The organism is Pseudomonas oryzihabitans NBRC 102199, from assembly GCF_000730625.1.
Classification (GTDB): Bacteria; Pseudomonadota; Gammaproteobacteria; order Pseudomonadales; family Pseudomonadaceae; genus Chryseomonas; species Chryseomonas oryzihabitans.
The window spans coordinates 398,387-424,253 of record NZ_BBIT01000005.1; the positions used below are offsets into that span (position 1 = coordinate 398,387).

The 25,867-nt window shown below is 67.9% G+C and carries 30 protein-coding genes; 14 read left to right on the forward strand and 16 right to left on the reverse strand.

All coding sequences use genetic code 11. The features are described from left to right. Positions 1–7: 7 nt before the first annotated feature. On the forward strand, positions 8–1,480 hold the full coding sequence (locus POR01S_RS08100; RefSeq protein ID WP_042135056.1) for an FGGY family carbohydrate kinase: 1,473 nt from the start codon (positions 8–10) through the stop codon (positions 1,478–1,480). Between the two features lie 471 nt (positions 1,481–1,951). On the opposite strand, the gene POR01S_RS08105 is transcribed toward POR01S_RS08100, so the two are convergent. Together POR01S_RS08105 and algB are read right to left on the reverse strand one after the other, a co-directional pair. Beyond that, positions 1,952–3,742, reverse strand: a complete 1,791-nt coding sequence (locus POR01S_RS08105; protein WP_042135058.1) for an ATP-binding protein — start codon at positions 3,740–3,742, stop codon at positions 1,952–1,954. After that, on the reverse strand, positions 3,739–5,088 hold the full coding sequence (algB, locus tag POR01S_RS08110) for a sigma-54-dependent response regulator transcription factor AlgB (protein ID WP_042135059.1): 1,350 nt from the start codon (positions 5,086–5,088) through the stop codon (positions 3,739–3,741). Before algB ends, POR01S_RS08105 begins: the two co-directional genes overlap by 4 nt. Before the next feature lie 443 nt (positions 5,089–5,531). Here algB and POR01S_RS08115 point away from each other — a divergent pair, with 443 nt between their 5' ends. The 3 genes from POR01S_RS08115 to POR01S_RS23370 are packed head-to-tail and all read left to right on the forward strand — an operon-like array spanning position 5,532 to position 6,209. Further along, positions 5,532–5,786: a hypothetical protein gene (locus tag POR01S_RS08115; RefSeq protein WP_042135060.1), complete on the forward strand. Its 255-nt coding sequence runs from the start codon at positions 5,532–5,534 to the stop codon at positions 5,784–5,786. 10 nt (positions 5,787–5,796) lie between these two features. Beyond that, positions 5,797–6,018: a hypothetical protein gene (locus POR01S_RS08120; protein WP_169742414.1), complete on the forward strand. Its 222-nt coding sequence runs from the start codon at positions 5,797–5,799 to the stop codon at positions 6,016–6,018. Between the two features lie 29 nt (positions 6,019–6,047). Continuing rightward, a complete protein-coding gene (locus tag POR01S_RS23370) occupies positions 6,048–6,209 on the forward strand; it encodes a DUF1328 domain-containing protein (RefSeq protein WP_007160206.1) in 162 nt (53 codons plus the stop codon). A gap of 316 nt (positions 6,210–6,525) precedes the next feature. Here POR01S_RS23370 and POR01S_RS08130 read toward each other — a convergent pair whose 3' ends face one another. Genes POR01S_RS08130 through POR01S_RS08145 form a run of 4 tightly spaced genes read right to left on the reverse strand, consistent with a single transcriptional unit; the run spans position 6,526 to position 11,281 of the window. Then, complete coding sequence (locus POR01S_RS08130; protein WP_042135062.1) at positions 6,526–7,425, reverse strand: efflux RND transporter periplasmic adaptor subunit; 900 nt, start codon at positions 7,423–7,425, stop codon at positions 6,526–6,528. Between the two features lie 10 nt (positions 7,426–7,435). Next, complete coding sequence (locus tag POR01S_RS08135) at positions 7,436–7,636, reverse strand: DUF1656 domain-containing protein (RefSeq protein ID WP_007160208.1); 201 nt, start codon at positions 7,634–7,636, stop codon at positions 7,436–7,438. Next, entirely contained in the window at positions 7,626–9,782 is a 2,157-nt protein-coding gene (locus POR01S_RS08140) for an FUSC family protein (protein ID WP_042135064.1), read from the reverse strand. The genes POR01S_RS08135 and POR01S_RS08140 overlap by 11 nt, the downstream gene beginning before the upstream one ends. After that, positions 9,779–11,281, reverse strand: coding sequence for an efflux transporter outer membrane subunit (locus POR01S_RS08145; protein ID WP_255211809.1), 1,503 nt, complete (start codon positions 11,279–11,281; stop codon positions 9,779–9,781). Before POR01S_RS08145 ends, POR01S_RS08140 begins: the two co-directional genes overlap by 4 nt. A gap of 256 nt (positions 11,282–11,537) precedes the next feature. Between POR01S_RS08145 and POR01S_RS08150 the strand changes: the two genes are divergently transcribed. Further along, positions 11,538–12,491 (forward strand): LysR family transcriptional regulator, encoded by a 954-nt coding sequence (locus tag POR01S_RS08150; protein WP_027597281.1) that lies wholly within the window; start codon positions 11,538–11,540, stop codon positions 12,489–12,491. A gap of 243 nt (positions 12,492–12,734) precedes the next feature. Further along, the gene (locus POR01S_RS08155; protein ID WP_027600554.1) at positions 12,735–13,724 is read left to right on the forward strand and encodes a DMT family transporter; all 990 of its coding nucleotides are present in this window, start codon (positions 12,735–12,737) and stop codon (positions 13,722–13,724) included. Here POR01S_RS08155 and ubiA read toward each other — a convergent pair. The 3 genes from ubiA to POR01S_RS08170 are packed head-to-tail and all read right to left on the reverse strand — an operon-like array spanning position 13,709 to position 15,842. Beyond that, the gene (ubiA, locus tag POR01S_RS08160; protein ID WP_042135069.1) at positions 13,709–14,656 is read right to left on the reverse strand and encodes a 4-hydroxybenzoate octaprenyltransferase; all 948 of its coding nucleotides are present in this window, start codon (positions 14,654–14,656) and stop codon (positions 13,709–13,711) included. The two genes, POR01S_RS08155 and ubiA, sit on opposite strands and share 16 nt — an antisense overlap. Before the next feature lie 30 nt (positions 14,657–14,686). Continuing rightward, positions 14,687–15,289 carry a chorismate--pyruvate lyase family protein gene (locus POR01S_RS08165; protein WP_042135071.1) on the reverse strand — a complete coding sequence of 201 codons (603 nt, stop codon included), beginning with the start codon at positions 15,287–15,289 and terminating at the stop codon, positions 14,687–14,689. Further along, entirely contained in the window at positions 15,273–15,842 is a 570-nt protein-coding gene (locus tag POR01S_RS08170) for a DUF2780 domain-containing protein (RefSeq protein WP_027597285.1), read from the reverse strand. The genes POR01S_RS08165 and POR01S_RS08170 overlap by 17 nt, the downstream gene beginning before the upstream one ends. Positions 15,843–15,969: 127 nt before the next feature. Here POR01S_RS08170 and POR01S_RS08175 point away from each other — a divergent pair, with 127 nt between their 5' ends. Continuing rightward, positions 15,970–17,199, forward strand: coding sequence for a nucleoside recognition domain-containing protein (locus POR01S_RS08175; RefSeq protein ID WP_007160216.1), 1,230 nt, complete (start codon positions 15,970–15,972; stop codon positions 17,197–17,199). On the opposite strand, the gene POR01S_RS08180 is transcribed toward POR01S_RS08175, so the two are convergent. Continuing rightward, complete coding sequence (locus tag POR01S_RS08180; protein WP_042135074.1) at positions 17,181–17,849, reverse strand: hypothetical protein; 669 nt, start codon at positions 17,847–17,849, stop codon at positions 17,181–17,183. The two genes, POR01S_RS08175 and POR01S_RS08180, sit on opposite strands and share 19 nt — an antisense overlap. A 147-nt stretch (positions 17,850–17,996) precedes the next feature. Here POR01S_RS08180 and POR01S_RS08185 point away from each other — a divergent pair, with 147 nt between their 5' ends. Beyond that, positions 17,997–18,227, forward strand: a complete 231-nt coding sequence (locus POR01S_RS08185) for a DUF1161 domain-containing protein (protein ID WP_027597286.1) — start codon at positions 17,997–17,999, stop codon at positions 18,225–18,227. Between the two features lie 104 nt (positions 18,228–18,331). Continuing rightward, positions 18,332–18,508, forward strand: a complete 177-nt coding sequence (locus POR01S_RS23810; protein ID WP_169742415.1) for a hypothetical protein — start codon at positions 18,332–18,334, stop codon at positions 18,506–18,508. A 42-nt stretch (positions 18,509–18,550) separates the two neighbouring features. Here POR01S_RS23810 and POR01S_RS08190 read toward each other — a convergent pair whose 3' ends face one another. Then, a complete protein-coding gene (locus POR01S_RS08190; protein WP_042135076.1) occupies positions 18,551–18,985 on the reverse strand; it encodes a PA0061/PA0062 family lipoprotein in 435 nt (144 codons plus the stop codon). Between the two features lie 34 nt (positions 18,986–19,019). Continuing rightward, on the reverse strand, positions 19,020–19,442 hold the full coding sequence (locus POR01S_RS08195) for a PA0061/PA0062 family lipoprotein (protein ID WP_007160221.1): 423 nt from the start codon (positions 19,440–19,442) through the stop codon (positions 19,020–19,022). On the opposite strand from POR01S_RS08195, the gene POR01S_RS08200 reads away from it, so the two are divergent. Next, entirely contained in the window at positions 19,441–20,565 is a 1,125-nt protein-coding gene (locus POR01S_RS08200) for an aminopeptidase (protein WP_081875186.1), read from the forward strand. The two genes, POR01S_RS08195 and POR01S_RS08200, sit on opposite strands and share 2 nt — an antisense overlap. Here POR01S_RS08200 and POR01S_RS08205 read toward each other — a convergent pair. Continuing rightward, complete coding sequence (locus POR01S_RS08205) at positions 20,562–21,908, reverse strand: MFS transporter (protein WP_042135080.1); 1,347 nt, start codon at positions 21,906–21,908, stop codon at positions 20,562–20,564. The genes POR01S_RS08200 and POR01S_RS08205 overlap by 4 nt on opposite strands. After that, complete coding sequence (locus POR01S_RS08210; RefSeq protein ID WP_042135440.1) at positions 21,905–22,699, reverse strand: siderophore-interacting protein; 795 nt, start codon at positions 22,697–22,699, stop codon at positions 21,905–21,907. Before POR01S_RS08210 ends, POR01S_RS08205 begins: the two co-directional genes overlap by 4 nt. A 54-nt stretch (positions 22,700–22,753) precedes the next feature. Here POR01S_RS08210 and POR01S_RS08215 point away from each other — a divergent pair, with 54 nt between their 5' ends. The 3 genes from POR01S_RS08215 to POR01S_RS08225 all read left to right on the forward strand — a co-directional run bounded on the left by POR01S_RS08215 (position 22,754) and on the right by POR01S_RS08225 (position 23,905). Next, positions 22,754–23,170 carry a MarR family winged helix-turn-helix transcriptional regulator gene (locus POR01S_RS08215; protein ID WP_042135082.1) on the forward strand — a complete coding sequence of 139 codons (417 nt, stop codon included), beginning with the start codon at positions 22,754–22,756 and terminating at the stop codon, positions 23,168–23,170. A gap of 65 nt (positions 23,171–23,235) precedes the next feature. Next, the gene (locus tag POR01S_RS08220; protein WP_042135083.1) at positions 23,236–23,469 is read left to right on the forward strand and encodes a hypothetical protein; all 234 of its coding nucleotides are present in this window, start codon (positions 23,236–23,238) and stop codon (positions 23,467–23,469) included. A gap of 163 nt (positions 23,470–23,632) precedes the next feature. After that, positions 23,633–23,905, forward strand: coding sequence for a cupin domain-containing protein (locus POR01S_RS08225; RefSeq protein ID WP_042135085.1), 273 nt, complete (start codon positions 23,633–23,635; stop codon positions 23,903–23,905). Here POR01S_RS08225 and POR01S_RS23990 read toward each other — a convergent pair. Then, positions 23,902–24,030 carry a hypothetical protein gene (locus POR01S_RS23990; protein ID WP_255211810.1) on the reverse strand — a complete coding sequence of 43 codons (129 nt, stop codon included), beginning with the start codon at positions 24,028–24,030 and terminating at the stop codon, positions 23,902–23,904. The two genes, POR01S_RS08225 and POR01S_RS23990, sit on opposite strands and share 4 nt — an antisense overlap. Before the next feature lie 114 nt (positions 24,031–24,144). Continuing rightward, entirely contained in the window at positions 24,145–24,573 is a 429-nt protein-coding gene (locus POR01S_RS08230; RefSeq protein WP_007160229.1) for an OsmC family protein, read from the reverse strand. A gap of 118 nt (positions 24,574–24,691) precedes the next feature. On the opposite strand from POR01S_RS08230, the gene POR01S_RS08235 reads away from it, so the two are divergent. After that, complete coding sequence (locus POR01S_RS08235) at positions 24,692–25,672, forward strand: aldo/keto reductase (RefSeq protein WP_007160230.1); 981 nt, start codon at positions 24,692–24,694, stop codon at positions 25,670–25,672. The last annotated feature ends 195 nt before the right edge of the window (positions 25,673–25,867 follow it).

Below are 25,867 nucleotides of genomic sequence, written 5' to 3' on the forward strand. Positions count from 1 at the left end.
AGCCGCCATGGCCGCCGAACCGCTGATCCTCGCCCTCGACGAGGGCACCACCAATGCCAAGGCGATCCTGATGGATCGCGCCGGTCGGGTCGTGGCCCGCGGTTCCCGGCCGCTCACTGTCCAGCATCCGCAAGCTGGCTATGCCGAGCAGGATCCCCTGGCCATCTGGCAGGCCCTGCAGGGCGCCATCGGCGACTGCCTGGCCCAGACGGACGCCCCCCTGGCGGCCATCGCCATCAGCAACCAGCGCGAATCCGCCCTGGCCTGGGAGCGCGGCAGCGGCCAGTTGCTCGGCCCCCTGGTGAGCTGGCAGTGCAAGAGATCCCAGCCGCAGTGCGAAGCCTTGCACGCCGCCGGCCACGGCGAGCTGATCCGCGAGCGCAGCGGCCTGGCGCTGGACCCGATGTTTTCCGCCGGCAAATGGCGCTGGCTGCTCGACCAGATCCCCGACGGCACGGCCCGCGCCGCCGCTGGCGAGATCTGCCTGGGCACCGTGGACAGCTGGCTGCTCTGGCAACTCAGCGGTGGCACGAGCTTTCTCATCGACGCGGCCAACGCCGCCCGTACCCAGTTGCTCGATCTGCGCGGCGGTGACTGGGATCCGCAGCTGCTGAGTCTGTTCGGCATTCCCCGGGCGGCCCTGCCAGAGATCCGTCCTAGTACCGGCTGCTTCGGCGAGACCCGCGCCCAGGGTCCGCTGCCGGCCGGTCTGCCGATCCTGGCGATGATCGGCGATTCCCATGCGGCGCTGTTCGGCCAGGGCGGTTTCGTCCCGGGCAAGGTCAAGGCCACCCTGGGCACCGGCTCCTCATTGATGACGCCCATCGCCGAACCGGTGGTTTCCGCCCATGGCCTGGCCACCACCCTGGCCTGGCGCCTGGGGGATACGCCGACCTTTGCCCTGGAAGGCAACATCGTCCACACCGGCGCCGCCGTGGGCTGGACGGCGCGCCTGCTGGGCGGCGCCGGAGAGCTGGAGGCCCTGGCCGCCGAAGCCGCGGCGCTGCCGGACAACGGCGGCGTCTACTTCGTCCCGGCGCTCGGGGGGCTCGGTGCGCCGCATTGGCGCGCCGAGGCGCGGGGGCTGTTCTGTGGTCTCAGCGAGAATTGCGGCCGGGCGCACCTGATGCGTGCGGCGCTGGAGGCCATCGCCTACCAGATCCGCGATGTCTTCGACGCCATGCAGCAGGACAGCCCGACGGCCTTGGACGAACTCTGGGTGGACGGCGGCGCCACGCGCAACGAATGGCTGCTGCAATTCCAGGCCGACCTGCTGCAGCGCCCGGTGATCTGCAGCCTGTCGCCGGAGGTCTCGGCCCTGGGCGCCGCCCACCTGGCCGGCCACGCCCTGGGCTGGTGGCAGGACGCCGCGGCCCTGGCCGATCTCGAACGGCCCCGTCGCCGCTACGAACCCCGCGCCAACGCCGTGCCGGAACTCTATGCCGGCTGGCGCCAGGCGCTGGCGCGGACGCTGCGGTAGGATTCCGGTATTTTGCTGATCGCGGCCATGGGCCGCTCCTACAGGATGTCCGGCTCCTGTAGGAGCGGTCGCTACGGCGCACCGGCATGGCCGCGATTTGGCGGGATCAGCCCCGTAGCCTTTTCCAATGGGACACCGTGGCGAGGGGCGCCCTCACCCCAACCCTCTCTCCAAGGAAGAGGGGGCTAGCCCGTAGGTTGGGTTGAGACGGCTCCATCGTCGAAGCCCAACAACAGGGATCCGATCCGGGCACCGTTGGGCTTCGCTGCGCTCAACCCAACCTATGGGGCCCCCGTAGCGTGGAAAACGGCGCAGCCTTTTCCACTAGGGCATCGTGACGAAGTGCTGCCCTCACCCCAACCCTCTCCCCGAGGGAGAGGGGGCTGTCCGAGCAGGCGGTTGGCTGCATTCGTCCCGGCGGGAGCGGCGTCGACTAGCGCGGTGCTGCCCGTAAGAGCAGCCCGGGATGGCTCAGGTCGGCAGAGTCATGAAGATCTGCGTCCCCTGACCGGGACGGGAGACCACGCCGATGCGGCCGCCGTGCTGGCGGATGATTTCCTTGCACAGGGCCAGGCCCAGGCCGGCGCCGCCCTTCTGGCTGCCGATCTGCACGAAGGGCTCGAATACCCGACCCTGCTGGGCGTAGGCGATGCCTTCGCCGTTGTCCTGCACCGCCATCAGCAGCTGTTCGTTCTGGCGCATGGCCTGAATGACGATACGGCCGCCGGCCGGGGTATGGCGCAGGGCATTGCTCAGCAGGTTGTCGAACACCCGGGCCAGTTGCTTGGGATCCAGGCTGACCCGTGGCAGCGGCGTGTGCAGCAACTCGACGGCCAGCTCGACATCGCGCTCGCGGGCCTCGTCGGCGTGGCGGGCGCGGGCTTCCTCCAGCAGGTCGCCGATCTCGCTCGGCAGCTTTTCCGGACGCTGCAGACCGCTCTGGTGGCGCGAATAGTCCAGCAGGTCGTTGATCAACTGCACCAGGCGATGGGTCTCCTCGTCCACCGTCTGCAGCAGAAAGGCCTCGCGGGATTCCGGCGCCACCTTGAGGCGTTCGCGCAGCAGACCGAAGGCCATGTGCATGCCGGTGACCGGGGTGCGCAATTCGTGGGAGGCGCGCAGGACGAATTCGTTGCGCACCCGATCGAAGGCGCGCTGCTCGGTGACATCGCGCAGCACCATCAGCGCACCCACGCTGCGGCCGTCGGCGTGGTTGACCGGGGTCAGACTCCAGGCCAGCAGCCGCACCTCATCATCGACGCGGATCTCCAGGTCTTCGGGCGCCGCGTCCAGGGCGCCGCCGGCCAGTACCCGTTGTACGCTGGTCTCGATTTCCGGCCGTTCCAGGGCGGCGATCAGGGATTCGCCCAGGTGATTCTCGTTCCAGCCCAGCTGGCGGCAGGCCACCGGATTGGCGTGCTCGATGTTGCCCTGGGGATCGAGGATCACCAGGCCGTAGTCGATACTGTCGAGCACGGCCTGCAGGCGCCGCTGGCCGGCCACCAGGGCCTCGACATTGGTCTGGCTGAGGCGGTGCAGGGCCTGGGCCATGTTGCCGAAGCGGCGGCTGAGCAGGGTGAACTCGGCGATCTGCGAGGTGGGCAGCTGGACGTCGAAGTTGCCCTGGCTGATGCGCTCGGCGGCCTTGGCCAGGCCGTCGATGGGCCCGGTGAAGCGCCGGGCGATGCCGTTGGCGGTGACCACCCCGGTGACCAGGATGGCCACGCCGATCAGCGCCAGCAGCAGGGCGATGATCACCGCCCGGTCATGGGCCTCGTCCTGCATGCGCTCCAGGGTCACCACATAGCTGCGCTGCAGATCGTAGATGCGCGTGCGCAGCGCGTTGAGGGTTTGCTGGAAGCCGCGATCGGCGCGCAGCTCGCCATAGCCCGCCGGGGGCGCGCGCAGGTAGTCGGAAAAGCGCTGGTAGCGCTGCTTGACGTCTTCCAGGATGGCCAGCTGCTCGGGCTTGCGCATCTGGCCTTCGACCTGTTGCAGGTACTCCTGGAAACGCTTCTGGGCCGCGGCCAGCGACTGGGGGTTGGGTGCCCCGTCGAGCATCTGGAACAGGCTGTTGCTCAGCTCCTGGCGCATGTTCAGCGTCAGGTTGATGAAGTCCAGGTTGCTGCGGGTCTGGACGCTCTGCTCGCGGGCCAGGTGCAGGACGCTGACCAGGCCCACTAGCAGCCCGATGAGGGCCACGGCGATCAGGGCGGAGATGCTGAGAAAGAGGCGGGTGTGCAACTTGATCGGCAGCTTCATAGCCCGTACTGCTTGCGTTTTCGATAGAGCGTGGAGGCGTCGATGCCCAGGGTCTTGGCGGCCTGGTCGAGGGTCTCGCTGGTGGCCATCACCGCGGCGATGTGGGCGCGCTCCAGGGCTTCCAGACTCAGCGCCTCGCCGACCCGCGGTGCGCTGGCGGCGCCGCTGGAGGCCGGGCTGTCACCCATGCCCAGGTGGTTGACGTCCACCAGGTCCTGGCCGCAGATGATGCTCGCCCGCTCGATGACGTTGCGCAGCTCGCGGACGTTGCCCGGCCAGCCATAATTGCGCAGGGCGTCCAGGGCCGCCTCACTGAAGCCATGGGCGGGTCTGTTGTAGTCCTTGACGAAGCGGGCGAGAAAGCGCTCGGCCAGATCGACGATGTCTTCCTTGCGCTCGCGCAGCGGCGGCAGGTTGAGCACGATGACGTTGAGGCGATAGAGCAGGTCTTCACGGAATTCGTTTTCCGCCACCATCTGTTCCAGGTTGCGGTTGGTGGCGGCGAGGATGCGCACGTCGGCGCGACGGGTCACCGGATCGCCGACGCGCTCGTATTCCTTGTCCTGGATGAAGCGCAAGAGCTTGGGCTGCAGGGCCAGGGGGAAGTCGCCGATCTCGTCGAGGAAGAGGGTGCCGCCGTCGGCCTGGCTGACCCGGCCGAGGGTGCTCTCGCTGGCCCCGGTGAAGGCGCCGCGGGTATGGCCGAACATCTCGCTTTCCATCAGATCGGCCGACAGCGACGGGCAGTTGATGGTGACGAAGGTCTTCTTGGCGCGCCGACTCCAGGCGTGGATGGCGCGGGCCAGTTCGCCCTTGCCGGAACCGGACTCGCCGAGGATCAGCACGTTGGCATCGGTGGTGGCGACCTGGCGGGCGGTCTCCAGGATGCTCATCATCGCCGGGCTGCGCGAATCGAGACCGGCGCTGGACTTGCGTACCTCGCCCTCGAGGGCCTCCAGGCGCGCCGAGAGCTGGCGGAACTCCAGCTGCTTGGCCGCCGCCATGCGCAGCTGATCGGGACTGCAGGGCTTCACCAGGTAGTCGGCGGCGCCGGCCTGCATGGCGTCCACCGCGGTGTCGATGGCCGAGTGGGCGGTGACGATCACCACCCGCATCCAGGGCGCCTGGATGCGCATCTGCTGCAGCACGTCCAGACCGTTGTCCGCGCCCAGGCGCAGGTCAAGAAAGCAGAGGTCGTAGACCTGGCGCAGCAGCAGGGCCTCGGCCTGGGCCGCGCTGTTGGCCGTGGCCACGCTGTAGCCGGCGTCTTCCAGGCAGAAACGAAAGGTCCGCAGGATGGCGGCTTCGTCATCCACGAGCAGGATACGACCGCTGGTTTGTTCCATGACGGGAGAACTCCAGGCCGCAGGGGCCGAAACGCGCTAAAGGACAGGGCTGGCAGTTAGTCCATCATACATCGTGCAAGTTGCAATCCGCTGGACCATCGGGCAATCCGGGCAGGGCGTCGCGGGCATCGTGCAGATCGCAACCCGCCGGCGAGAAAGTGGCAAAAAGCGGATTTTTTGGTGGGCAGTGGAGGGTTTCGGGCTCCCTTTCCCCTTCGCGCGGTCGAGCGGACTGGCCCGGTGCCTCCAGATCAGCCCCTGGCCATCATGCAAAACGCAATGGTTCAGGCGTTGCACCTTGCAAGGTGTAAGTGCAGGCGTCTCTGCCTAAAAGCATAAGTTGTTGTTTTAAAAGGCAAAAATAGTTTTCGAAAAGCTGGCACGCAGTCTGCAATCTCCTTGGCAAGCCGGCCTCAGGGCCAACGGATTGCAGGAGATACCCGATGATCAGCCAGACCCTTCGCAAGCACTTGGTAGGTACTGCGCTCTTCGCTTGCTTCGCCAGCGCCGCCGTCGCCGCCCCCCAGGGCCAGGAGGTCAGCCGCGAACAGGCACTCATCGCATCCACCCGCATTGCTGCCCAGGCCATGGTGCCCGCAGCCAAGCCGCTGGCAAGTCAAGGCCGTGGGGAACTCAAAGCCATCCCGGCACAGTCCAACGGTGACCGTTTGGTGAAGCAGACCCGCTGGGTATTCTGAGGTCATGACCATGATGTGGATGCTGCTGATGATCGTGTTGTTCGTTGCAGCGGCGGTCGTACTCGGGATGTTGCTCAGTGCTTTGATGATGGGTCGTGCGCTCAATCAGACGCACAACCTCAACGGTCTGGATCTCGATCTGACCGATGTGGAACCACGGATGGCGAGTCTGGATACCCAGGATTTCGCTAATAAAACCACTGCTCGCTGGACAGGTGCTGTCGTCCGCTGAGTGCACTTGCAATACATAGGAGAAACACCATGCTGAGCTGGGCTATCACTTTCCTGATCATCGCGATCATCGCAGGCGTCCTGGGTTTCGGTGGCATCGCCGGTACCGCCACCAGTATCGCCAAGATCCTGTTCGTGCTGTTCCTGGTGCTGTTCGTGGTGTCGTTCTTCATGGGTCGCCGTCGTCCCTGACGGCTGGTCTGTGAGCAACACAAGCAGCCGGTCGTGATGACCGGCTGCTGAGGCTCTGTCATCGGATTGCAGCTTTAAGCCGATTCAATGGACAACCTCTAAGTCGTCTCCTGATCCGAGACGCAATGGCCACATGGTCGGGACGCTCTGCAGTAGGGGAGGGTTCCAAGAGTACAGGGAGTACTTTCGCACTCGCGGCGGACTGGGCTGGTTACGACCACACCCCTGAATTCGACCGGTTTCGTCTCTAGCGAAACCCGCCGACGTCAGGGGTGTCGTCGTTTTGGGAGCGGAAAAGTCGGACGTTCGGCAGGACTCAACCCTGCCAGAAGGCGTCCCACCAGGAACGCTCGCCGCGAGCGTCTTCCAGAACCACGGTACAGGTGGTGCCGGCCGCCAGCAGCAGGCCCTCGGGCAGCGGGTCCAGGGCGATGCGCACCGGCACCCGCTGGGCCAGGCGTACCCAGTTGAAGGTGGGATTCACATCGGCGGTGAGTTCACGACTCTGGGGGTTGTCCCGGTCATAGATGCCGCGGGCGATGCTTTCCACGTGGCCCTGCAGCGTCTGGCCGCTCATCAGGCGCATCTCCACCGCTGCACCGACCCGCACATGGGGCAGCTTGGTCTCTTCGAAATAGCCATAGACCCAGAACGAATGGGCGTCGATGACGGCCAGCTTGGGCGCGCCCGCGGCGGCATAGTCGCCCTTGAACACCGAGAGGTTGGTGACGTAGCCGTCCACGGGGGCCAGCACCCGGGTGCGCTTGAGGTTGAGGCGCGCCGATTCCAGCTGGGCCTGGGCCTGACGCAGATCGGCCTCGGCGGCCAGGGCCGCGCTGCTGGCGTCCTCGCGGTTCTCGCGAGAGACCACCAGGCTGTCGATGTCGGCGCGGCGGCGGGCGTTCTGCTGACGCATGGCCAGGGTGGCCTTGCGCGCGGCGACCGAGGCCTCGGCCTGATGCACGGCGATCTCGTAGTGTTCCGGATCGATCTGCAGCAGCAGGTCGCCCTTTTTGACCCACTGGTTGTCGCGCACGGCGATCTCGGTGACCAGGCCCGCTACGTCGGGCGCGATGGTGATGACCTCGGCGCGCACTCGGCCGTCGCGGGTCCAGGGATCGTTCATGTAGTGCACCCAGAGCAGCCGACCGAGGATCAGCGCCAGGCAGACCACCAGCAGGGTAAAGAGCACGCCGAAGAGTTTCTTGAGGATCATGGCAGGAGTCCTAGCGATAGACGCACAGCGCCAGGGCGCAGTAGAGGCAGATGAACAGGGCCAGGCGCAGCAGCGCCGGATGCCAGACGACGTGATAGAGACCGACCGCGGCGAGCACCCGGTCCAGCGCCCAGGCGAGCAGGGCGGCGACCAGGAACAGCACCGTCACGGTGGGCAGGTAGAGGCCGTGGAAGGCGATTTCACGTGGCATGGGGGATCTCGAGATAGCGGGCCAGCGGCCCCTGGGGATCGAGCAGGGCGCTGCGGATGAAGTGCAGATCGCTTTGCACCTGGCGCAGCGGCGACTCGTCATAGGGCAGTTCCGGCGGTTCAGTCACGACCGTCACGGCGGCCAGGGCCGCATCCACCGCCGCCAGCGCCCGGCGCAGATTTTCCGCGCCGGGCTTGAGGAAGAGACGCACCAGGGCGCGTCCGAGCACCCGGATGGCCTGGCGCCAGGCGCTGCCCTCGGCATAGCGTGGCGCGTTCGGCAGGCGCGCCTGCAGCTGCCGCAACTCGATCACCGCATGGCCGATCTCCAGCACCGCGAAAGCCCAGCCGATCAGGCGCCGCTGCGCCTCGCCGCGCCCGGCGCTGACGCCATAGGCCTGGTTGAGCAGGTCGCGGGTCTGGCCCTCGAAGGCCGGCGCCAGGTGTGGCAGCGGCGCGCTCACTGCCCGCACCAGCTGCTGGCGTAGGTCCCGTTCCAGCCGGCGCCACAGCCAGGGGCTGTTGGGCGGCAGCAGCACCGCCGAGACCGCCGCGGTGATCACCATCGACAGGACCACGGCGATACCGTTGTTGATGAAGGCGTAGGCGTCGTAGACCGGCGGATTGTCGGGAATCGAGGTGAAGCAGAAGAACACCAGGCAACCCAGGCCATAGCCCATCCAGCCCGGGCGCAGGGAGATCCAGGTGCCGAGCATGAACACTGGCGCCAGGGTCAGCAGCAGCAGCGGCAGGCCGGTGATCCAGGGAAAGACGAAGAAGGTCAGGAAGAAGCCCAGCACCACGCCGCCACTGGCGCCGACGGCCATCTGCAGCGCGGTGCGCTTGGGATCCGGCGAGGCCGAGGCCAGCGCCGAGACGGCCGCGGCGTTGAGCGCCAGCATGCCGCCGCTGGGATAGGCACTGGCGATCCAGAAGGCGCCCAGCACCAGCACCAGAAAGGCGCTGCGGATACCCGTGACCGCCGCGCCCAGGGCATTGGCCTTGGCCACGAAGCGCGGCTTCCACTGCTCGCGACTGTGCCGCGGCGCGGCCAGGGAAGCGTGGGTCTGCAGATAGCCGTGCCATTCGCCGGTGAAGCGAAAGAGCAGCTCCACGGCGGTCTCGAAGTCGCGCCGGTCGGTTTCGCTCAAGGGCGGCAACTCGGCGCGCAGGGCACGAATGCGCGGCCGCAGCCCCTGGTGCAGCTGTTCCAGACGCGCCGCCGCCGCCAGGGCCGCGCGGTCGGTGAGCGCCTGGCCGCGCCATTCCTCGAACAGTTCCAGCAGCGGCGCCCAGAGGCGTTCGAGGGCCGTCAGGGGCAGTTGGGCGTCGCGTTCGCGCAGGCGCATCAGCAGGCGGCTGAGGGCATGCAGGCGGGTGGTCAGGCCCATGAATTCGGCGTTCAGCCGGGCCAGGCGGCCGCTGCGCATGCGCATGTGCGGGTCTTCGAAGGCCGAGGCGCTGCGCAGGCTTTCCAGCCCCACGGCTTCGGCGGCCAGGCGCACGCCCGCGGCTTCCAGGGTGGGCCGGTCGAGCCGACCGCGCAGGACGTCGGCGGCCAGTCCGGCGAAGCCGCCCATGCGCCGATAGAGGGTCGCGCGCATGGCCGCGGCGCTGGTCTGCGGAAAGACCGCCGCGCTCACCGCGCCGCTGCAGAGCACGCCCAGGGTGATGGCCAGCACCCGCATCACCGCCGACATGAAGGCGGTGTCGGCATTGAGCGCGGCAGGGATGCCGATCAGCGCGGCGGTATAGCCGGCCAGCATGCAGGCATAGCTGCGAAAGTCCCGGTAGCGCGCCGAGCCGGCCACGCAGAGGCCGATCCACAGCGCCAGGAAGATCAAGAAGGGCACCCGTTCCTGGGCGAACAGGGCGATCAGCACCAGCATCACCGCCAGTCCCAGCAGGGTCCCCATGACCCGGTAGAAGCTCTTGGCCAGGACCTGGCCGCTCTGCGGCTGCATGACGATGAACACGGTGATCACCGCCGAACTGGGGTGCGGCAATTGCAGGCGCATGGCCAGCCAGAGGGTCAGGCTGGCGGCGAGCAGCATCTTGGCCTGGTAGAGCCAGAGACTGCCGTCGCTGCGCGCCCAGGCGCCGAGGGCCTGGCGCAGCGGCGCGCCGGCGGTGGTGCTGGCACTCACCGGGGGGCTCGCTCGACGGCCACGCGCGCCGGCACCAGGTCGTGGTCGCCCGGGCCGCGTTCGAGGTCCGCGCCGCCGCCGAGGGCGACCAGGGCAGCGGCCTGGGCGGCCAGGCGCAGGGCATGCACCTGGGCGGTGACCCGCTGCTGGGCGAACAACCGGGTCTGGGCATCGAGCACGTGCAGGTAGTCGGTCAGGCCACGGCGAAAGGCCTCGCGGGCGATGTCGTAGGTGCGCTGGGCTTCCTGGCTGGCCTGGTCGGCCAGGGTGGCCTGCCTGGCCGCCGAGTCGGCCTTGATCAGCGCATCGGAGATGTCCTTGAGGGCGTCCACCAGGGTCTGGTTGTAGGCGCTGACGGCCATGTCGTAGGCCGCCGATTCCGCGCCGAGACGACTGCGCAGGGCGCCGCCGTCATAGATCGGCAGGGAGAACGCGGGGCCGATGAAGGAGCCGGTCTTGGCGTGGGTCAGCATCTCGCTGAGGCGGCCCAGGGTTAGGAACTGGCCGACGTTGGCCACCAGGTCGATGTTGGGATAGAAGCTGGCGCGGGCAACGTCCACGCCCTTGGCCGCGGCGGCGATCTGCCAGCGCCGCGCCACCACGTCGGGGCGCTTGCCGACCAGTTCCAGGGGCAGACTGCTGGGCAGGCGTGGCGCCGCGCCCAGGGTCAGGCGCGGCCGCTGCAGGCGGGCGCCGGCACCCGGGCCCTTGCCGGCCAGGGCGGCGAGCTGGTTGCGATCCAGCGCCAGGGTCTCGTCCAGGGCTTCCAGCTGGCGTTCGGTCTCGGGCAGCAGGGCGCGCGCCTGGCTGACCTCGAACTGGGTGCCGAGGCCACCGTCCAGCTGGCGCTGGGCCAGGTCGGCCAGTTGCCGCTGCTGCTCCAGGGTGGCGGCGAGGATGTCGCGCTGGTCATGGTGCAGGGCGAAGCCGATGTAGCTGCGGACGATGTTGCCGGTCAGCTCCAGTTCGGCGGCGCGGACCTCGGCGGCAGCCTGATGGGCCTGGTCCAGGGCCTGGGCACTGGCGTCGCGCTCGCGGCCCCAGAAGTCCAGGGCATAGCTCAGGCCCAGTTCGGCATTGTTGTTCCAGGTGGTGCGATCGGCCAGCTCGCCCGGGCCATAGAAGCCGTCGGTGGGCCAGCTGTAGCGCTTGAAGGCGCCCTTGGCCTCGACCTGCAGGGATTCGCGGGATTCGGCCAGGCCGGCCAGGGACTCGGCGCGGCGCACCCGGGCGGCGGCCGTGGCCAGACGCGGGTTGTCGGCCAGGGCACTGCCGATCCAGGCATCCAGCTGGGGATCGCCATAGGCGCGCCACCACTGGCGCGCGGGCCAGGCGGCCTGGCCGGCGGCGGCCTGGATGGCGGCGTCGGTGGCCAGCGCCTGATCGTCGAGACGCCGCGCCTGGGGCGCGTTGTGACCGGTACCGATACAGCCGGCCAGCAGGGTCGCGAGGGCGACCACCGTGAGCGCAGGCCAGGCTCTGCTAGAGAAAGGCGACACGTGGGGGTCCGTTGGCAACAAGGCCATACCGGCGTCTGGCGTTAGACGGCGCAGCGCGGTAGGCGAGATGAGCTGGAACTGAAGAGGACGCCGGTAGGAGATGCCCGCGAACCGAGCGGTCAGCAGACGTTACCATTAGGCTGCTAACGATTCTATAAAATTCCAGGGTGGCCGATTAGCGCGCGAACCGGCGAATCTTTGTTTCACATACTGAAATAATATGGAGAATGACGCTTTTCCCGACTGTCGAGGCGGCATGGACACCCTGCACAACATGCGCGTTTTCGTCGCCGTGGTGGAGAGCGGCAGCTTCACTGGGGCGGCCCAGACGCTGCAGACCACCACGGCCCACGTCTCCCGTGCGGTGGCCCATCTGGAAACCCATCTGCGCACCCGCCTGCTGCACCGGACCACGAGACGCATCGCCCTGACCGAGGCCGGCCAGCGCTACCTGGCGCGCTGCGAGCAGATCCTCGCCTATGTCGAGGAGGCCGAAGCCGAGGCCGGGCACGCCCAGGCGCGCCCCGAAGGACGGCTGCGGGTGCACAGCATGACCGGCATCGGTCAGCACTATGTGATCCGCGCCATCGCCGGCTATCGCGCCCTGCACCCCGAGGTGCGCTTCGACCTGACCATGGCCAACCGCATTCCCGATCTGCTCGAAGAGGGTTTCGACCTGGCCATCGTGGTGGCGGCCGAGCTACCCGATTCCGGCTTCGTCTCCCAGCAGATCGGCCACACCTACAGCATCCTCTGCGCCTCGCCCGCCTACCTGGCGGAGCATGGTCAGCCACAGACGCCGGCGGAGCTGGCCGACCACGCCTGCCTGAGATTCATCAGTCCGGTGGTGTCCTTCGACCGCTGGCACTTCGAGGGCCCCAACGGCCCTGAGACCTATCGCATCGGCGAGACCCCCTTCCAGGTCAACGTCGGCGACGCCATGACCGAGGCCCTGCGCCAGGGCCTGGGCATCGGCGTGCTGCCGCTCTATTCGGCGGTGGACGGCCTGCGCGACGGCAGCCTGGTGCGGGTGCTGCCGGCCTATCGCCTGCAACGGCTCAATGCCTATGCGCTCTATGCCTCGCGGCAGTACCTGGATGCCAAGATCCGCACCTGGGTGGCCTATCTGCGCGAACAGATTCCCGGGGCGCTGGAAGCGGACGAGGCGTTCGTGCGGGCCGTCAGCGAAGTCGTCGGCCAAGCGCATTGAGATCGACGGGCCCCTTGGACTAAGCTCGGAAGAGACCGGGCCGCGCGCCGGGCCATAGTTAGTAAGCTATTGAAATATCGCCCGGTATTGCGGTCCTGAGGGCGACAGGATGGGTGCTCGACGGCACACTCCGCCATCGTCGAGGTCCATGTCCCGAGTCGGTGCCCACGCCGACGGACCGCCGTGCAGGACGGCCGGATCACGCAGGCGGTCAGGGACCGCCGTTAGCGCCACGGGAGTCCAATGAGCGCCCAAGCAGGACCCACTCTGAGATTCGCCGACCAGCCGCTCAAGGGCATCGCCCTGATCTGCCTCGCGGTCTGGCTGTTCGCCTCCCACGATGCCCTCTCCAAGTACCTGTCCGGCTTCTATCCGGTGGTCATGGTGGTCTGGGCCCGCTACCTCTCCCACACCCTGCTGATGATGGGCATCTTCATCCCGCGCTCGGGACTGGCGGTGATCCGCACCAAGCGACCCGGCCTGCAGGTGCTCAGGGCGCTGTGCCTGATCGGTTGCAGCCTGTTCTTCACCACCGGGCTGCGCTATCTGCCGATGGCCGAGGCCACGGCGGTCAACTTTCTCGCCCCGCTGATGGTGACGGCGCTGTCGGTGCCGCTGCTCAAGGAAACCGTGACCCGCAGCCAGTGGGCGGCGGTGCTGGCCGGCTTCATCGGGGTGCTGATCATCGTGCGGCCGGGCGGCCAGCTGTTCACCCCGGCGGTGCTGCTACCGGTCTGCTCGGCGGTGTGCTTCGGTCTCTACCAGCTGCTGACCCGCCTGCTCAGCGGCATCGACAGCCCCACCACCAGCAACTTCCTCACCGGCATCATCAACACCCTGGTGCTGAGCAGCGTGGTGCCCTTCTTCTGGGAAATCCCGACCCTGACCCACGGCTTCATGCTGGCCCTGCTCGGCCTCTTCGGCATGTCCGGCCACCTGCTGCTGACCCAGGCCTTCCGCTATGCGCCACCGGCGCTGCTGGCGCCCTTCAGCTACGGCCAGATCGTCACCGCCGGCATCATCGGCTATTTCGTCTTCGGTCATGTGCCGGACAGCGGCGCGCTGATCGGCATCCTCATCATCTGCGCCAGCGGCCTGGCGGTGGCCTGGCAGCAGAGCCGCAAGGCGTCCAAGGCCAAGAAGGCCCGGGCGGTGCCGGCGACGCAACCCGAGGCGCTGCCGGAGGTGGTGGCCGATGCCGCCGCGGGCGCTCCGGCTCAGCGCAGTCCGTAATCGGCGATGATGCCGACGAGGATCGCCAGCCCCGCCCAGTGGTTGTGCAAGAAGGCCTTGAAGCACACCAGCGGGTCACGGTTGCGGGTAACGTGGAATTCCCAGGCGAAGCAGCCGGCCGCCACCAGCAGGCCCAGGTAGAAGGGCAGGCCCAGGCCGAAACGGCCGCCGGCTAGCGCCAGGCAGAACAGGGTCAGGCCCTGCAGGGTGGCGATGATCACCCGGTCGGCGTCGCCGAACAGGATGGCGGTGGATTTCACCCCGATCTTGAGATCGTCTTCGCGGTCGGCCATGGCGTAGTAGGTGTCGTAGCCCACCGTCCAGATCACGTTGGCGACGAACAGCAGCCAGGCCGCCGCCGGCAACTCGCCGGTCTCGGCGGTGAAGGCCATGGGCATGCCCCAGGAAAAGGCCGCGCCGAGCACCGCCTGGGGGTAGTAGGTGTATCTCTTCATGAAGGGATAGAGCGCCGCCACGCCCAGGGCGCCAAAGGACAGCCAGACGGTGGTGGCATTGGTGCAGAGCACCAGGCCGAAGCTGAGCAGCACCAGCACGGCAAAGAACAGCAGGGCTTCCTTGGGCGAGATGCGCCCGGTGGCCAGGGGGCGGTTCTTGGTGCGGGCGACGTGGCCGTCGAAATTGCGGTCGGCGAAGTCGTTGATCACGCAGCCGGCCGATCTCATCAGCACCACGCCGAGCACGAAGATCAGCAGATTCTTCAGACTCGGCACGCCCTCGGCGGCGATCCACAGCGCCCAGAGGGTGGGCCAGAGCAGCAGATAGATGCCGATGGGGCGGTCCAGCCGGGTCAGCTGGACGAAGTCGCGGATGCGCTCGCGGCGGGGGCGCGAGGCGATCACCCGGGCGCTGGGCTCGGGGCCGCGGGGCGCGGCGGGACGGCGATCACGGGGACGGGAGGCGTTCTTTTTCATCGGACGGCTGCATGGCGAAGGGCCCGGCGATTATAGGGGCCCTGGGATTTCGCCGCTGCCGTCGTGATGAGTCGACCCGCCCTCGCGCCGCGCGTGCGGCCAGAAGGCCGGCAGGAAGACCTCGCCCACCAGGATCGCCAGGGGACCGCGCCGGAACACCGAGCGCCGGGCCCAGCAGGGCGTGGTGGCCGCTCCTGCGGGCAACCAGGCCAGCGGATAGCGACAGGCTTCCAGTGGTCCGCGGACAAAGGCCGGCGCCTGGAACAACCAGTGGCCGAGGGGGCGCTCGCCCAGCGCCGCCAGGTCGAAATCCGCCGCTTCCAGGGCCTCGCGCGCCGCCACGCTGCGGGCGAAGACCCAGGCCTCGCCAGCACCGCGCAGCCAGACCTCGCGCACCCAGCCAGGGCTGGCCGGCGGCACCTCCAGCGCCTGGCACTCGTCCGGCCGCAGCGCTTGCCAGCCTTCGGCGATCACCTCGACGGCGAAGCGCCCGCCACTGAGGGCGGTCAGGCGTTCGGTGAGGGAGCCGCGGTCGGCATAGAGCCAGCCGCACGGCGCCTCGGCATGATCCGGCTCCGCGCCGGCCGCCGCCTGGGTCCGCCAGCACGGGGCGCCGTCACAGGCCCCAGACATTGCCCAGGGTGCTCAGCAGGGAGGGCTGGGTACCTTGCTTGCCGAGATAGCCCAGGATCACCTGGGCGAACTGGCTGGTCATGCCGCTGTTCATGCCCAGGGCGTTGAAGGTCTTGTCGACGTCCTGGCGGCTGTCGACATTGCCCAGCAGGCTGCCCAGCGGACTCTGCTTGGCGTCCTGACCACCACCGCCGAGCAGACTGCCCAGGCCGCCCAGTTGTGCCAGGCCGCCGGTGGCATTGGCGCCGGCCAGCTGGTCCAGTCCCGGCACGGCCTTGGCCAGCTGGCGGTAGTCGTTGCCCACCAGCTGATTCTTGGCCAGGCCGAGCAGGGCGCCGGTGCCGCCCACCGCCTGTTGCGGGGTGACGTTGAGCTGGCTGGTCAGCGCCTGCAGCAGGCCCTGGGCCTGGGGCGTGGCCGCCGCGGCGGCGGTGGCCTTGGCGTTGTTGTTGCCGTTGGCGCTGTTGTAGGCGTTGACGGCGTCGTTGAGGTTGAAGGCGAACACCGGGCTGGCGGCGAGCACCAGCGGCAGGGCGAGAACGGACAGACGCATGGGCGGACTCCAGCGGATTGCGTGAAAGGTCAGAGGATAACCCGGCGGCGATGACCACAGACTGAACGGCGTCCCTGCAGGGAGCGGACGCTGCGGTTATCATCGCCGTTTTGCCGGGAGAACCGCGATGCTCAACGGGTTGTGGCTGGGCTTCTTCATCGTTGCCGGGATCAGCGCCTTCGGCCAATGGCTGGTCGCCGGCAACGCCGGAGTCTTCGCCGCCATGGTGGAGAGTCTGTTCGCCATGGCCAAGCTGTCGGTGGAGGTCATGGTGCTCCTGTTCGGCACCCTGACCCTCTGGCTCGGCATCCTGCGCATCGCCGAAAAGGCCGGGCTGGTGGACGCCCTGGCGCGGCTGCTCGGGCCGCTGTTCGCTCGGCTGATGCCCGAGGTGCCGCGCGGTCATCCGGCGCTGGGGCTGATCACCCTCAACTTCGCCGCCAACGGCTTGGGTCTGGACAACGCCGCCACGCCCATCGGCCTCAAGGCCATGCGCGCCCTGCAGGAGCTCAATCCCAGCAGCACCACGGCGAGCAATGCGCAGATCCTCTTCCTGGTGCTCAATGCCTCTTCGCTGACGCTGTTGCCGGTGACGGTGTTCATGTACCGCGCCCAGCAGGGCGCCACCGATCCGACCCTGGTGTTCCTGCCGATCCTGCTGGCCCACACCTGCGCCAACCTGGTGGGGCTGTTCTCGGTGGCCTTCATGCAGCGGCTGAAGTTGTGGGATCCGGTGGTGCTGGCCTGGATCGGCGGCGGCGCCCTGGCCTTCGGCGCCTTCGTCGCCTTTCTCTTCACCCTGACCGCCACGGCGCTGGCCGGGTTGTCCTCGCTGCTCGGCAACCTGACCCTGTTCGGCATCATCCTGGCGTTCATGATCCTTGGCGCCCTGCGCAAGGTGCCGGTCTACGAAGCCTTCGTCGAAGGCGCCAAGGAAGGCTTCGACGTCGCCAAGTCGCTGTTGCCCTATCTGGTGGCCATGCTGTGCGCGGTGGGGGTGCTGCGCGCTTCCGGCGCCTTGGAGGCCGTTCTCGAAGGCATCCGCCATGCGGTGACCTTCCTCGGCTGGGACACCCGCTTCGTCGAGGCGCTGCCCACCGCCCTGGTCAAGCCCTTCTCCGGCAGCGCCGCCCGCGCCCTGCTGATCGAGACCATGCAGACCCATGGCGTGGACAGCTTTCCGGCGCTGGTGGCGGCGACCATCCAGGGCAGTACCGAAACCACCTTCTATGTGCTGGCGGTGTACTTCGGCGCGGTGGGCATCCAGCGCGCCCGCCATGCGGTGGGCTGCGCCCTGCTGGCGGAATTCACCGGGGTCACGGCCTCGATCCTGATCTGCTACTGGTTCTTTGGCTGAGGCTTGGGCTCCAGCTCGACCATCCACTCGTCCTGCACCATGCGCCGCTGACGGCGCGTGGTCAGCTGCTGGGTCTGCCAGTCCTCGGCGATCAGCGCGCAGTAGTGGCCGTCGTGCTGGCCCAGGCGAAAGCGCCGGCGCACGCCGATGGGGTCGTGGTCCGAGCCATAGAAGGCCACCGCGCGGATCTCCAGGCCCTCGAACACCCAGCCCTCGGGCGGCCGGTGGTCTTCCAGGGTCAGGCCGTTGTACTCGGCGGCGCGGCGAATCAGGCCCTGGAAGGTGCCGATGTGGGTGAAGTCGCCGGTGTTGAGCGGTCCCTGGTGGGTGGCCTGGCCCAGCACCAGATCGGGATCGACGTCATCCTGGCCGCTCTCGCGGATGTCGGTGACATCCGTGTAGAGCGTCTCGCGATTGGTCTTGAGGATCACCGTGAGCTGGTTGATGAACACCGGCTCGGCGCTCATGTTGGACAGCAGGCAGAGGGCGCCCACGCCCTTGCCGGCGCCGCGGTTGATGATCAGCCGCGGCTGGCGCTGGCGCTTGTAGTTGTTGAGCAGGAGCTGCGCATAGAGCACCCAGACGCCCAGGGTGCAGCACTGGGCAAAGAGCGTGAGAACCTGGGAATTGTCTTTCAACCACTGGAACATGGGAGCACTTCGCTGAACGGAATGACCATCGGAAATACCGTTCGGGTTCCAGGTTCCACCGCTTCGCTGACCAAAGGGCGGCGCTGAGAACATCGCCACAGCTCGAGCGTCCAAGCCTGAGAGGTCATCACGCCAAGGAAAATCGCCATGCTGCGTCTCTCGCTTCTCTGCTGCACCACCCTGCTGAGCACCGCCGTGCTGGCCGAACCCCTGTCCTGCGATCAGCTCAAGGCCGACATCGAGGTCAAGATCCAGTCGGCCGGGGTGACCGCCTATACCCTCGAAGCCGTCCCCAACGCCGAGGTGCGCGATCCCAACATGGTGGTGGGCAGCTGCGCCAACGGGACCTACAAGATCCTCTACCAGCGCAACGACTGAACCCCCGGACCGGGAGACAGACCGTTCATCCGCTGGATGCTTGTACAGTTCCGCTTGGCTTAGTACTGTTTGCGCATACAGTATTTAGCCAAGAGGGTAATGCCATGTCGCCGTTCGCCCGGATTCGCCAAACTCTGTCCCTTGCCCAGCCCGCGCCGCGCTGGATGGAACGCGAGGATTTCCTGCGCATGAGTCGCCAGCTGCGCGAGCAGAAGGGTCGCCCGCTGACGGTCCGCACCAAGGATCGCAGCCAGGACGACTGGCTCAGCGTGCCTGCCTAATAGCCCTTCGCCTGACCGTGCCGGCCGCTCTGCCAGTCGTGGTCAGAAGGGCGAGCAGATGCCGCGCTCGGAGCTCACCAGTTCGCGCGGGCCGTCGTAGAGGGTGATCTGGCCCTGGCCAAAGGTGTTCTCGGCCTCCAGGCGATAGCGCCTGCCGGCCTGGAAGTCCGGATAGTCCAGTTCCAGATAGCACTGGATCTGCAGCGGTTCGCGCCAGCCGAAGCGCGAACCGAAGCCACCGCCGCCATAGAGTTCGTAGCGATAGCTCACCTTGAGGCTGTGGCTGCCGGGGGTGAGCTGGAAGTAGCGGCCATCGTCGAGACGCTTGCCGTCCTGGGCCTCGGCCAGCAGCGAGGCGCCCACCGCGGGTTCGCGCAGCACCAGATCGACCCACGCCTGGTGGGGATCCTTGGGGGGCAGCGGCGTGGTGCAGCCGCCGAGCACGAGCAGCAGGGGGACCAGCAGGCGCAGACGCATGGACGGCGACTCGCGACAGGGAGATCAGCCGAGTCTACACGTCGCCGCAACGACTGGCAGTGCTACGCGCCACTTCCTGGTTGCGCTCGTCATAGAGGCGCGCCCAGGGCCGCCAGCCGGTCTGGCCGGCTTCCAGGCGATAGCGCTCGCCCGCGGCGAAGGCCTTGTAGTTGAGGGTCACCAGGCAGGTGCGCGCCAGCGGATCGGCCACCTGGGCGCCGATGTTGGTGGGCTGCACCTCGAACTGGTAGCGTACCTGCAGATCGTGGCTCCCCGGCCAGACCTGGAAGTAGCGCCTGTCTTCGAGATCCTTGCGGTCGGCGCGCAGGGCTTCCAGCTTGGCCTTGCCGTCGCTGTCCAGATCGATCCAGGCCTGCGCCGGATCCGGCTTGGGCAACGGCCACAGGGAACAGCCACCTAGGAACAGTACAGGCAACAGCAGGCACAGTCTACGCATGACGGCTACAACTCCGGGCAGGGAAGGGCGCGCCACCCAGCCAGGCACCCTGCCTGCGCAACGCACGAGCCGCTGGCTGGCGCTGCTGTCCCTCGTGATCGGACTGAGCGGTTGTACCTCGGTCGGGTACTACGGTCAGATGGTACAGGGCCAATGGGCGCTGATCCGTGATCGCGAGCCCATTGCGACGGTCGTCGCAGATCCCGCGCGACCCGCCGTCCTGCGCAAACGCCTGGCTGCCGCGGCGGCGGCCCGCCGCTTCGCCAGTGCCGAGCTGGCCCTGCCCGACAACGCCAGCTATCGCAGTTTCGTCGAACTCAGGCGGCCCTTCGTGCTGTGGAACGTCTTCGCCACCGCCGAATTCTCCACCCGGCCCACCACCCACTGCTTTCCCATCGCCGGTTGCGTGGCCTATCGCGGCTACTACCAGGAAGCCCGGGCGCGGGCCGAGGCGCAGCGGCTGCAGGCCGAGGGCCAGGACACCTATGTCGGTGGCGTGCCGGCCTATTCGACGCTGGGCTGGTTCAGCGATCCCCTGCTCAGCAGCATGCTGCGCTGGGACGACGATCAGGTGGCGGCGACGATCTTCCACGAGCTGGCGCACCAGCGCTTCTATCTGCCCGGTGATACCGCCTTCAACGAGTCCTATGCCACCTTCGTCGAGGGCGAAGGCCTGCGGCAATGGCGCGCCAGTCGCGGGCTGCCGCCACCGGACGCGGGGCGCGAAGCCCGCTACCAGCAATTCCGCGCCCTGCTGCTGACCACCCGCGCCGACCTGGCCCGGCTCTATGCCCAGCCATTGGCGGCCGAGGCCAAGCGCGCGGCCAAGGCCCGCCGCTTCGCGCAGTTGCGCAGCGATTACCAGCGGCTGCGCGCCACCCCGGCCTGGCGGGACGACCGCCGCTTCGATGGCTGGATGCAGCAGCCGCTGAACAATGCGCGGCTGGTGCCCTATGGCCTGTACGAACAGTGGGTGCCGGCCTTTGCCGCCCTCTATCGGCAGCACCCGGGCAACTGGCCGGCCTTCTTTAATCGGGTCCGGCTGCTGGGCGAGCGCCCGGCGGCCGAGCGCGAGCAGGCGCTCAGGGCGCTGCTCGGGCCGGAGACAGGCCCCCAGTCCTAGCGCGGTGCCCGCCAGTTGGACCAGGCGGCGACCAGACCCAGAGCAGCCGCCAGAGCCAGTCCCAGCCGCGGGGCCAGGCTGCCATCCAGATGCAGCAGCAGCGCCAGGGCCGCGGCGCCCAGGGCCATGCCGGTCTGCCGCGCCGTGGCCTGGACACCGCCGGTGGCGCCATTGCGACCGGCCGGGGCGGCGGTCAGCATGATCCTGTTGTTGGGCACCTGGAAGAAGCCGAAGCCGATGCCGCCCACGATCAGGCAGGGAATCAGCAGGGCGGTCGAGCGCTCCAGCGGCATGATCGCCGCCGCGGCCAGCCCCAGGGCGATGCCCAGGCCGCCGAGCATGCACAGGCGCTGCGGCGGGTGGCGGTCGGCCAGGTGCCCGGCCACCTGCGTCGAGACGGCCACGGTGAGCGGCCAGGCCAGCATCAGCAGGGCCACCTGCAACGGCACCAGTCCAAGCTGGTGCTGCAGATAGAAGGGCAGGGCGAGAAAGCAGAGCATCTGCGCGGCAAAGGAGCAGACCGAGGCCAGCACCGAGTGGCGCATGGCCGGCAGCCCCAGCAGATCGACCGGCAACAGCGGCGCCGGCAGACCGCGCTCGCGGCGCACCAGCAGCACTAGGCTGGCGGCGGCCAGCAGCAGCAGGCCCACGCCCTGCGCCGGCGCGGCGCCGAGGCGCTCCAGACCGCCGATGCCGGCGCAGAACAGCAGGGCGTTGAGCAGCACGCTGAGGGGATCGAGGCGGCGCTGCGCACGGGGGCTGTCGGGCAGGTTGTGCACCAGCAGCGCGATCAGCACCGCCACCGGCACATTGACGGCGAACAGCCAGGGCCAGCCACCCAGGGCCAGGATGGCGGCGCCCAGGCTGGGTGCAGCGGCCGACCCCAGAGCCACGCAGAGGGCATTGATGGCGATGCCACGCCCGAGGCGATCGCGCGGATAGGAGAGGCGGACGATACCGGCGCTGACGCACATGATGGCGGCGGCGCCCACCCCCTGCAGCGCCCGCGCAGCCACCAGGCTGGCGAGATCCGGCGCCAGGGCGCAGCCCAGGGAGGCCAGGCCGAAGATCCCGACCCCGGCGGCGAAGACCGGCCGCAGACCGTGACGCTCGGCCACCGCGGCCAGGGGAAACAGCAGGGCCACCAGACTCAGCTGATAGGCGCTGACGATCCAGACCGCCGCCGCCGCCGAGACGTCCAGGGCCTCGGCGATGCTGGGCAGCGCCAGGTTGGCGATGCCGCTGTCCAGCACCGTCATGCTGATGGCCAGCAGCAGGGCGGCCACGGCGCGATAGCGGCGGGGCAGGGGCAGGCCGTCGGTGACGGCGGTGGCGGTGCTCAATCCTCGACCTTCACGTGCTGGTCGCTCTCGCCGAGCTTCCAGTAGCCGGCCGCCTTGACCCAGTCTCGTGGCAGTCCCTTGGCCAACAGCGCCTGGCGCGCGGCGCGGGCTTGCGTGGCCTCGCCGGCGATCCAGGCGTAGCCTTCGCCTGCCGGCAGCTCCAGCTGTTCCAGGGCCTGCACCAGGGCCTCGGCCGCGGTCTCGCGATAGACCCAGCGGATCTCGGCGGCCGCAGCCGTCGGCAGGGCGATCTCCAGGCCCGGACGGGCCACTTCGGCAACGACTACTACCCGGACGCCGGCTGCCAGCTGCTCCAGGCGGCGAGCGATGGCGGGCAGGGCGGTCTCGTCGCCGGCCAGCAGGTACCAGTCGAAATCCTCGGGCGGCACCAGAGCGCCCTTGGGTCCACCGATGATCAGCTCGGCACCCGGCTGCGCCTGGCGCGCCCAGGTGGTCAGCACCCCGGCTTCATGCAGGTAGAAGTCGATGGCCAGTTCGCCACGGGCGGCATCGTAGAGGCGCGGCGTGTAGTGACGGCCCGCCAGCTGTTCGGGGCTGGCGGCGCGAATCGGCGTGGTGTCGGCGGGGACGAAGAGCTTCACGTGCTCGTCGAAGGCCGCGCTCTGGAAATCGGCCAGATCGCTGCCGCCAAAGGTCAGGCGCAGCAGGTCGCCACCGAGTTCTTCGCGGCGGACGACGGTTGCCCAGCGACGCTTGAGGTCGAAGCGCACGCGCTGGAAAAGGTGAGGGGCACTGGCATCGCCCTCGCGGTTGTGAAAAGATGTCGCCATTGCGGAGGTACCATTCATTGAGGTTCCTCACTATATTCGAGGTAAGCAGCTTTCATGTCAACCGCCGCCGCCATTGCCGAAGCCCTGATGGATCTGAAACGGCAGATGCGCCAACAACTGGATGAGACCCTCAAGGCCTCCGGACTTTCCTTTGCCCGCTACAAGGTGCTCAAGGTGCTGGAACGCCTGGGCCCCTGCCGTCCGGGCGAGGTCGCCGAACAGCTGCGCCATGCGCCGCGCACCTTGACCGATGCCTTCGATGCCCTGGAACGCGACGGCCTGGTCCGGCGCGAGCCCCATCCCCAGGATCGCCGGGCGCTGCTGGTCCATCTCACGGGTCAGGGCCGCCAGGCGCTGGACCAGGCCCAGGTGCCGCGCACCCAGGCCCTGGAAGCGGTCTTCGCGCCGCTGGACGCCACCGAGCAGGCGCAGTTGCTGGCCTATCTGGAGCGGGTGCGGATCCGCAATTGAGCGGCGGGCGAACTCCGCAGCGGTCGTCGCGCTCGAAAGAAGGACCCTACCGAGGAGAGCCCTTCATGAGCGACCAGCGTTCCGATGCCCATCTGGGCAAGACCCCACCCAACGAACCCGCGCTCGACGAAGCCGGACGGCCGGTGGACGTGGTGAAAAAGGACATGGAACAGCCGGCATCGACGCCGACCGATGGCATCGACAAGGTCATCACGCCCACCGATATCAAGACCAAGGAGCAGGAAGCCGAGGAGATCAGGCGCAAGACCGCCGAGGTCGAGCGCAAGCTGGAACGCTGATGCTCCACGTGGAACCTCGGGCCAGCCGGGGCTGCCACGCGCCAGCGGCCCTGGCCGGTCATAGTTCGTACCAGGGCCCGTCATAGCGATTTTGAACGGGTCAAAAGCAGGTGGGCGCTTTAGCCTGGACGAGGATCATCTCCCTTCAGCGTCAGGAGCCCTCTTGGACCAGATCACCTTCATCGAGCAACTCGCCCGCGAGGGCTTCCAGCCGCCGGTACTGGTCGAGCGCGAGGCCCTCGGCCGCCTGGACTCCCATGCTCATCCCTTCGAAGCCAAGGCGCTGGTCGTCCAGGGCGACTTGCACATCCGCACGGTCACGGGCGAGCGCCACTATGGCGTTGGCGAGGTCTTCCACCTGGCCGCCCACGAGCCGCATTCGGAGCGCTTCGGTGCCGAGGGCGTGCGCTATCTGGCAGGTCGGCGCCCGGCCTAGCCTTCGCTGTCGTTCTTCTCGATGTCCTTGCGCTGGCGATTGAGGATCATGCAGCCATAGATGCCGCCGCCCAGCAGCAACACGGCGAGGATGGAAAAAAGGGTCATGAAGAGGGAGTCGTTCATCGTGCTCTCCGAAAGCGAGGTCGGAGCAGTCTAGCGATTCGGCCTGTCGCTGCGAACGGCCTTTATGACGCGGTGTTGCCGATGCCAGGCGGCACCGGCAGGCACCTCAGAACCTTAGCCTTCGAGCGTGGCGTTCAGGTTGATCTTGGCGCCCTTGAGCACCTTGGACACCGGGCAGCCTTCCTTCGCCTGGTTGGCGATGGTGGTGAACTGCTCCTGGGTGGCACCGGGGATCTTGGCCTTCATGGTCAGATCGATGGTGGTGATCTCGAAGCCGTCGCCGACCTTGTCCAGGGTCACGTCGGCCTTGGTCTCGATGCGCTCGGGGGTCAGACCGTTCTGGCCCAGCAGCATGGAAAAGGCCATGGAGAAGCAACCGGCATGGGCCGCGCCGATCAGTTCCTCGGGATTGGTACCCGGGGTGTCTTCGAAACGGGTGTTGAAGCCGTAGGCATTGTCCTTGAGCGCGCCGCTCTCGGTGGAGATATGGCCCTTGCCATCCTTCAGACCGCCTTGCCAGACCGCGGAAGCATATTTCTTCATGGAGCGTCTCCGGTTGTGGATGAGAATTCATCTAGAACCACACGGCAGCCGGTAAGTTCGTTGCAGTCGATCCGGGACCCGCGTGGTCAACCTTTTTCGACCATCCCTGGAGGCCCCCATGAACTATCGCAATCTAGGCCGCACCGGTCTGAAGATCTCGCCCCTCTGCCTCGGCTGCATGACCTATGGCGTCCCGGAGCGCGGCAATCACCCCTGGACCCTGCCGGAAGACCAGAGCCAGCCGCTGCTGAAGAAGGCGCTGGATCTCGGGATCAACTTCTTCGACACCGCCAACAGCTACTCCGACGGCACCAGCGAAGAGATCGTCGGCCGCTTTCTCAAGGCCAACGCCGTGCGCGAGGAGATCGTGCTGGCGACCAAGGTGTACTTCCCGCTGCGCGACAAGCCCAATGTCGGCGGCCTGTCGCGCAAGGCCATCTTCGCCGCCATCGACGCCAGCCTGCAGCGGCTAGGCACCGACTATGTCGACCTCTACCAGATCCACCGCTGGGACTATCACACCCCCATCGAGGAGACCCTCGAAGCCCTGCATGACGTGGTCAAGGCGGGCAAGGCGCTGCACATCGGTGCGAGCAGCATGTATGCCTGGCAATTCGCCAAGGCGCTGCACACGGCGGAACGCCATGGCTGGACAAAATTCGCCACCATGCAGAACCACCTCAATCTGCTCAATCGCGAAGAGGAGCGGGAGATGCTGCCGCTGTGCCGCGACGCCGGCATCGGCGTGATCCCCTGGAGTCCGCTGGCCCGCGGCCGCCTGACCCGCGACTGGGACGCCAGCACCGCGCGCACCGAAAGCGATGCCTTCGGCAAGACGCTCTATACCGCCAGTGAGGAATCCGATCGGCAGATCGTCGCCGCCGTGGCGCGCATCGCCGAAGCCCGTGGCGTCCCTCGTGCCCAGGTGGCCCTGGCCTGGCTGCTGCAGAAGCCAGGGATCGACGCACCCATCGTCGGGGCGTCCAAGCCGCAGCATCTGGAGGATGCGGTGGCGGCGCTGGAGCTGCGCCTGAGCGAAGAAGAGATCGGTGCCCTGGAAGCGCCCTATGTGCCGCATCCGGTGGTGGGGTTCAGCTGAGGCGGGGGCTTGCCCTCACCCCGGCCCTCTCCCAGAGGGAGAGGGGGAAGACCGGGATGGCGCGGAGAATGAGTTCCGGCGCTCAAGCTGTCACGAAGCTTGATCTCTGGGCTCTAGCTCCCCTCTCCCTCGGGGAGAGGGGCCGGGGGTGAGGGCCCCTTCACCCCGACCTCGACTTTTCAGACTGCCACTGCC

Bases quoted from the DNA above. Each gene is read 5' to 3' on its own strand.
- POR01S_RS08100 (WP_042135056.1), top strand. From the start codon at position 8: ATGGCCGCCGAACCGCTGATCCTCGCCCTCGACGAGGGCACCACCAAT.
- POR01S_RS08105 (WP_042135058.1), bottom strand. From the start codon at position 3,742: ATGAAGCTGCCGATCAAGTTGCACACCCGCCTCTTTCTCAGCATCTCC.
- algB (WP_042135059.1), bottom strand. From the start codon at position 5,088: ATGGAACAAACCAGCGGTCGTATCCTGCTCGTGGATGACGAAGCCGCC.
- POR01S_RS08115 (WP_042135060.1), top strand. From the start codon at position 5,532: ATGATCAGCCAGACCCTTCGCAAGCACTTGGTAGGTACTGCGCTCTTC.
- POR01S_RS08120 (WP_169742414.1), top strand. From the start codon at position 5,797: ATGATGTGGATGCTGCTGATGATCGTGTTGTTCGTTGCAGCGGCGGTC.
- POR01S_RS23370 (WP_007160206.1), top strand. From the start codon at position 6,048: ATGCTGAGCTGGGCTATCACTTTCCTGATCATCGCGATCATCGCAGGC.
- POR01S_RS08130 (WP_042135062.1), bottom strand. From the start codon at position 7,425: ATGATCCTCAAGAAACTCTTCGGCGTGCTCTTTACCCTGCTGGTGGTC.
- POR01S_RS08135 (WP_007160208.1), bottom strand. From the start codon at position 7,636: ATGCCACGTGAAATCGCCTTCCACGGCCTCTACCTGCCCACCGTGACG.
- POR01S_RS08150 (WP_027597281.1), top strand. From the start codon at position 11,538: ATGGACACCCTGCACAACATGCGCGTTTTCGTCGCCGTGGTGGAGAGC.
- POR01S_RS08155 (WP_027600554.1), top strand. From the start codon at position 12,735: ATGAGCGCCCAAGCAGGACCCACTCTGAGATTCGCCGACCAGCCGCTC.
- ubiA (WP_042135069.1), bottom strand. From the start codon at position 14,656: ATGAAAAAGAACGCCTCCCGTCCCCGTGATCGCCGTCCCGCCGCGCCC.
- POR01S_RS08165 (WP_042135071.1), bottom strand. From the start codon at position 15,289: ATGTCTGGGGCCTGTGACGGCGCCCCGTGCTGGCGGACCCAGGCGGCG.
- POR01S_RS08170 (WP_027597285.1), bottom strand. From the start codon at position 15,842: ATGCGTCTGTCCGTTCTCGCCCTGCCGCTGGTGCTCGCCGCCAGCCCG.
- POR01S_RS08175 (WP_007160216.1), top strand. From the start codon at position 15,970: ATGCTCAACGGGTTGTGGCTGGGCTTCTTCATCGTTGCCGGGATCAGC.
- POR01S_RS08180 (WP_042135074.1), bottom strand. From the start codon at position 17,849: ATGTTCCAGTGGTTGAAAGACAATTCCCAGGTTCTCACGCTCTTTGCC.
- POR01S_RS08185 (WP_027597286.1), top strand. From the start codon at position 17,997: ATGCTGCGTCTCTCGCTTCTCTGCTGCACCACCCTGCTGAGCACCGCC.
- POR01S_RS23810 (WP_169742415.1), top strand. From the start codon at position 18,332: ATGTCGCCGTTCGCCCGGATTCGCCAAACTCTGTCCCTTGCCCAGCCC.
- POR01S_RS08190 (WP_042135076.1), bottom strand. From the start codon at position 18,985: ATGCGTCTGCGCCTGCTGGTCCCCCTGCTGCTCGTGCTCGGCGGCTGC.
- POR01S_RS08200 (WP_081875186.1), top strand. From the start codon at position 19,441: ATGACGGCTACAACTCCGGGCAGGGAAGGGCGCGCCACCCAGCCAGGC.
- POR01S_RS08195 (WP_007160221.1), bottom strand. From the start codon at position 19,442: ATGCGTAGACTGTGCCTGCTGTTGCCTGTACTGTTCCTAGGTGGCTGT.
- POR01S_RS08210 (WP_042135440.1), bottom strand. From the start codon at position 22,699: ATGGCGACATCTTTTCACAACCGCGAGGGCGATGCCAGTGCCCCTCAC.
- POR01S_RS08215 (WP_042135082.1), top strand. From the start codon at position 22,754: ATGTCAACCGCCGCCGCCATTGCCGAAGCCCTGATGGATCTGAAACGG.
- POR01S_RS08220 (WP_042135083.1), top strand. From the start codon at position 23,236: ATGAGCGACCAGCGTTCCGATGCCCATCTGGGCAAGACCCCACCCAAC.
- POR01S_RS23990 (WP_255211810.1), bottom strand. From the start codon at position 24,030: ATGAACGACTCCCTCTTCATGACCCTTTTTTCCATCCTCGCCGTGTTG.
- POR01S_RS08230 (WP_007160229.1), bottom strand. From the start codon at position 24,573: ATGAAGAAATATGCTTCCGCGGTCTGGCAAGGCGGTCTGAAGGATGGC.
- POR01S_RS08235 (WP_007160230.1), top strand. From the start codon at position 24,692: ATGAACTATCGCAATCTAGGCCGCACCGGTCTGAAGATCTCGCCCCTC.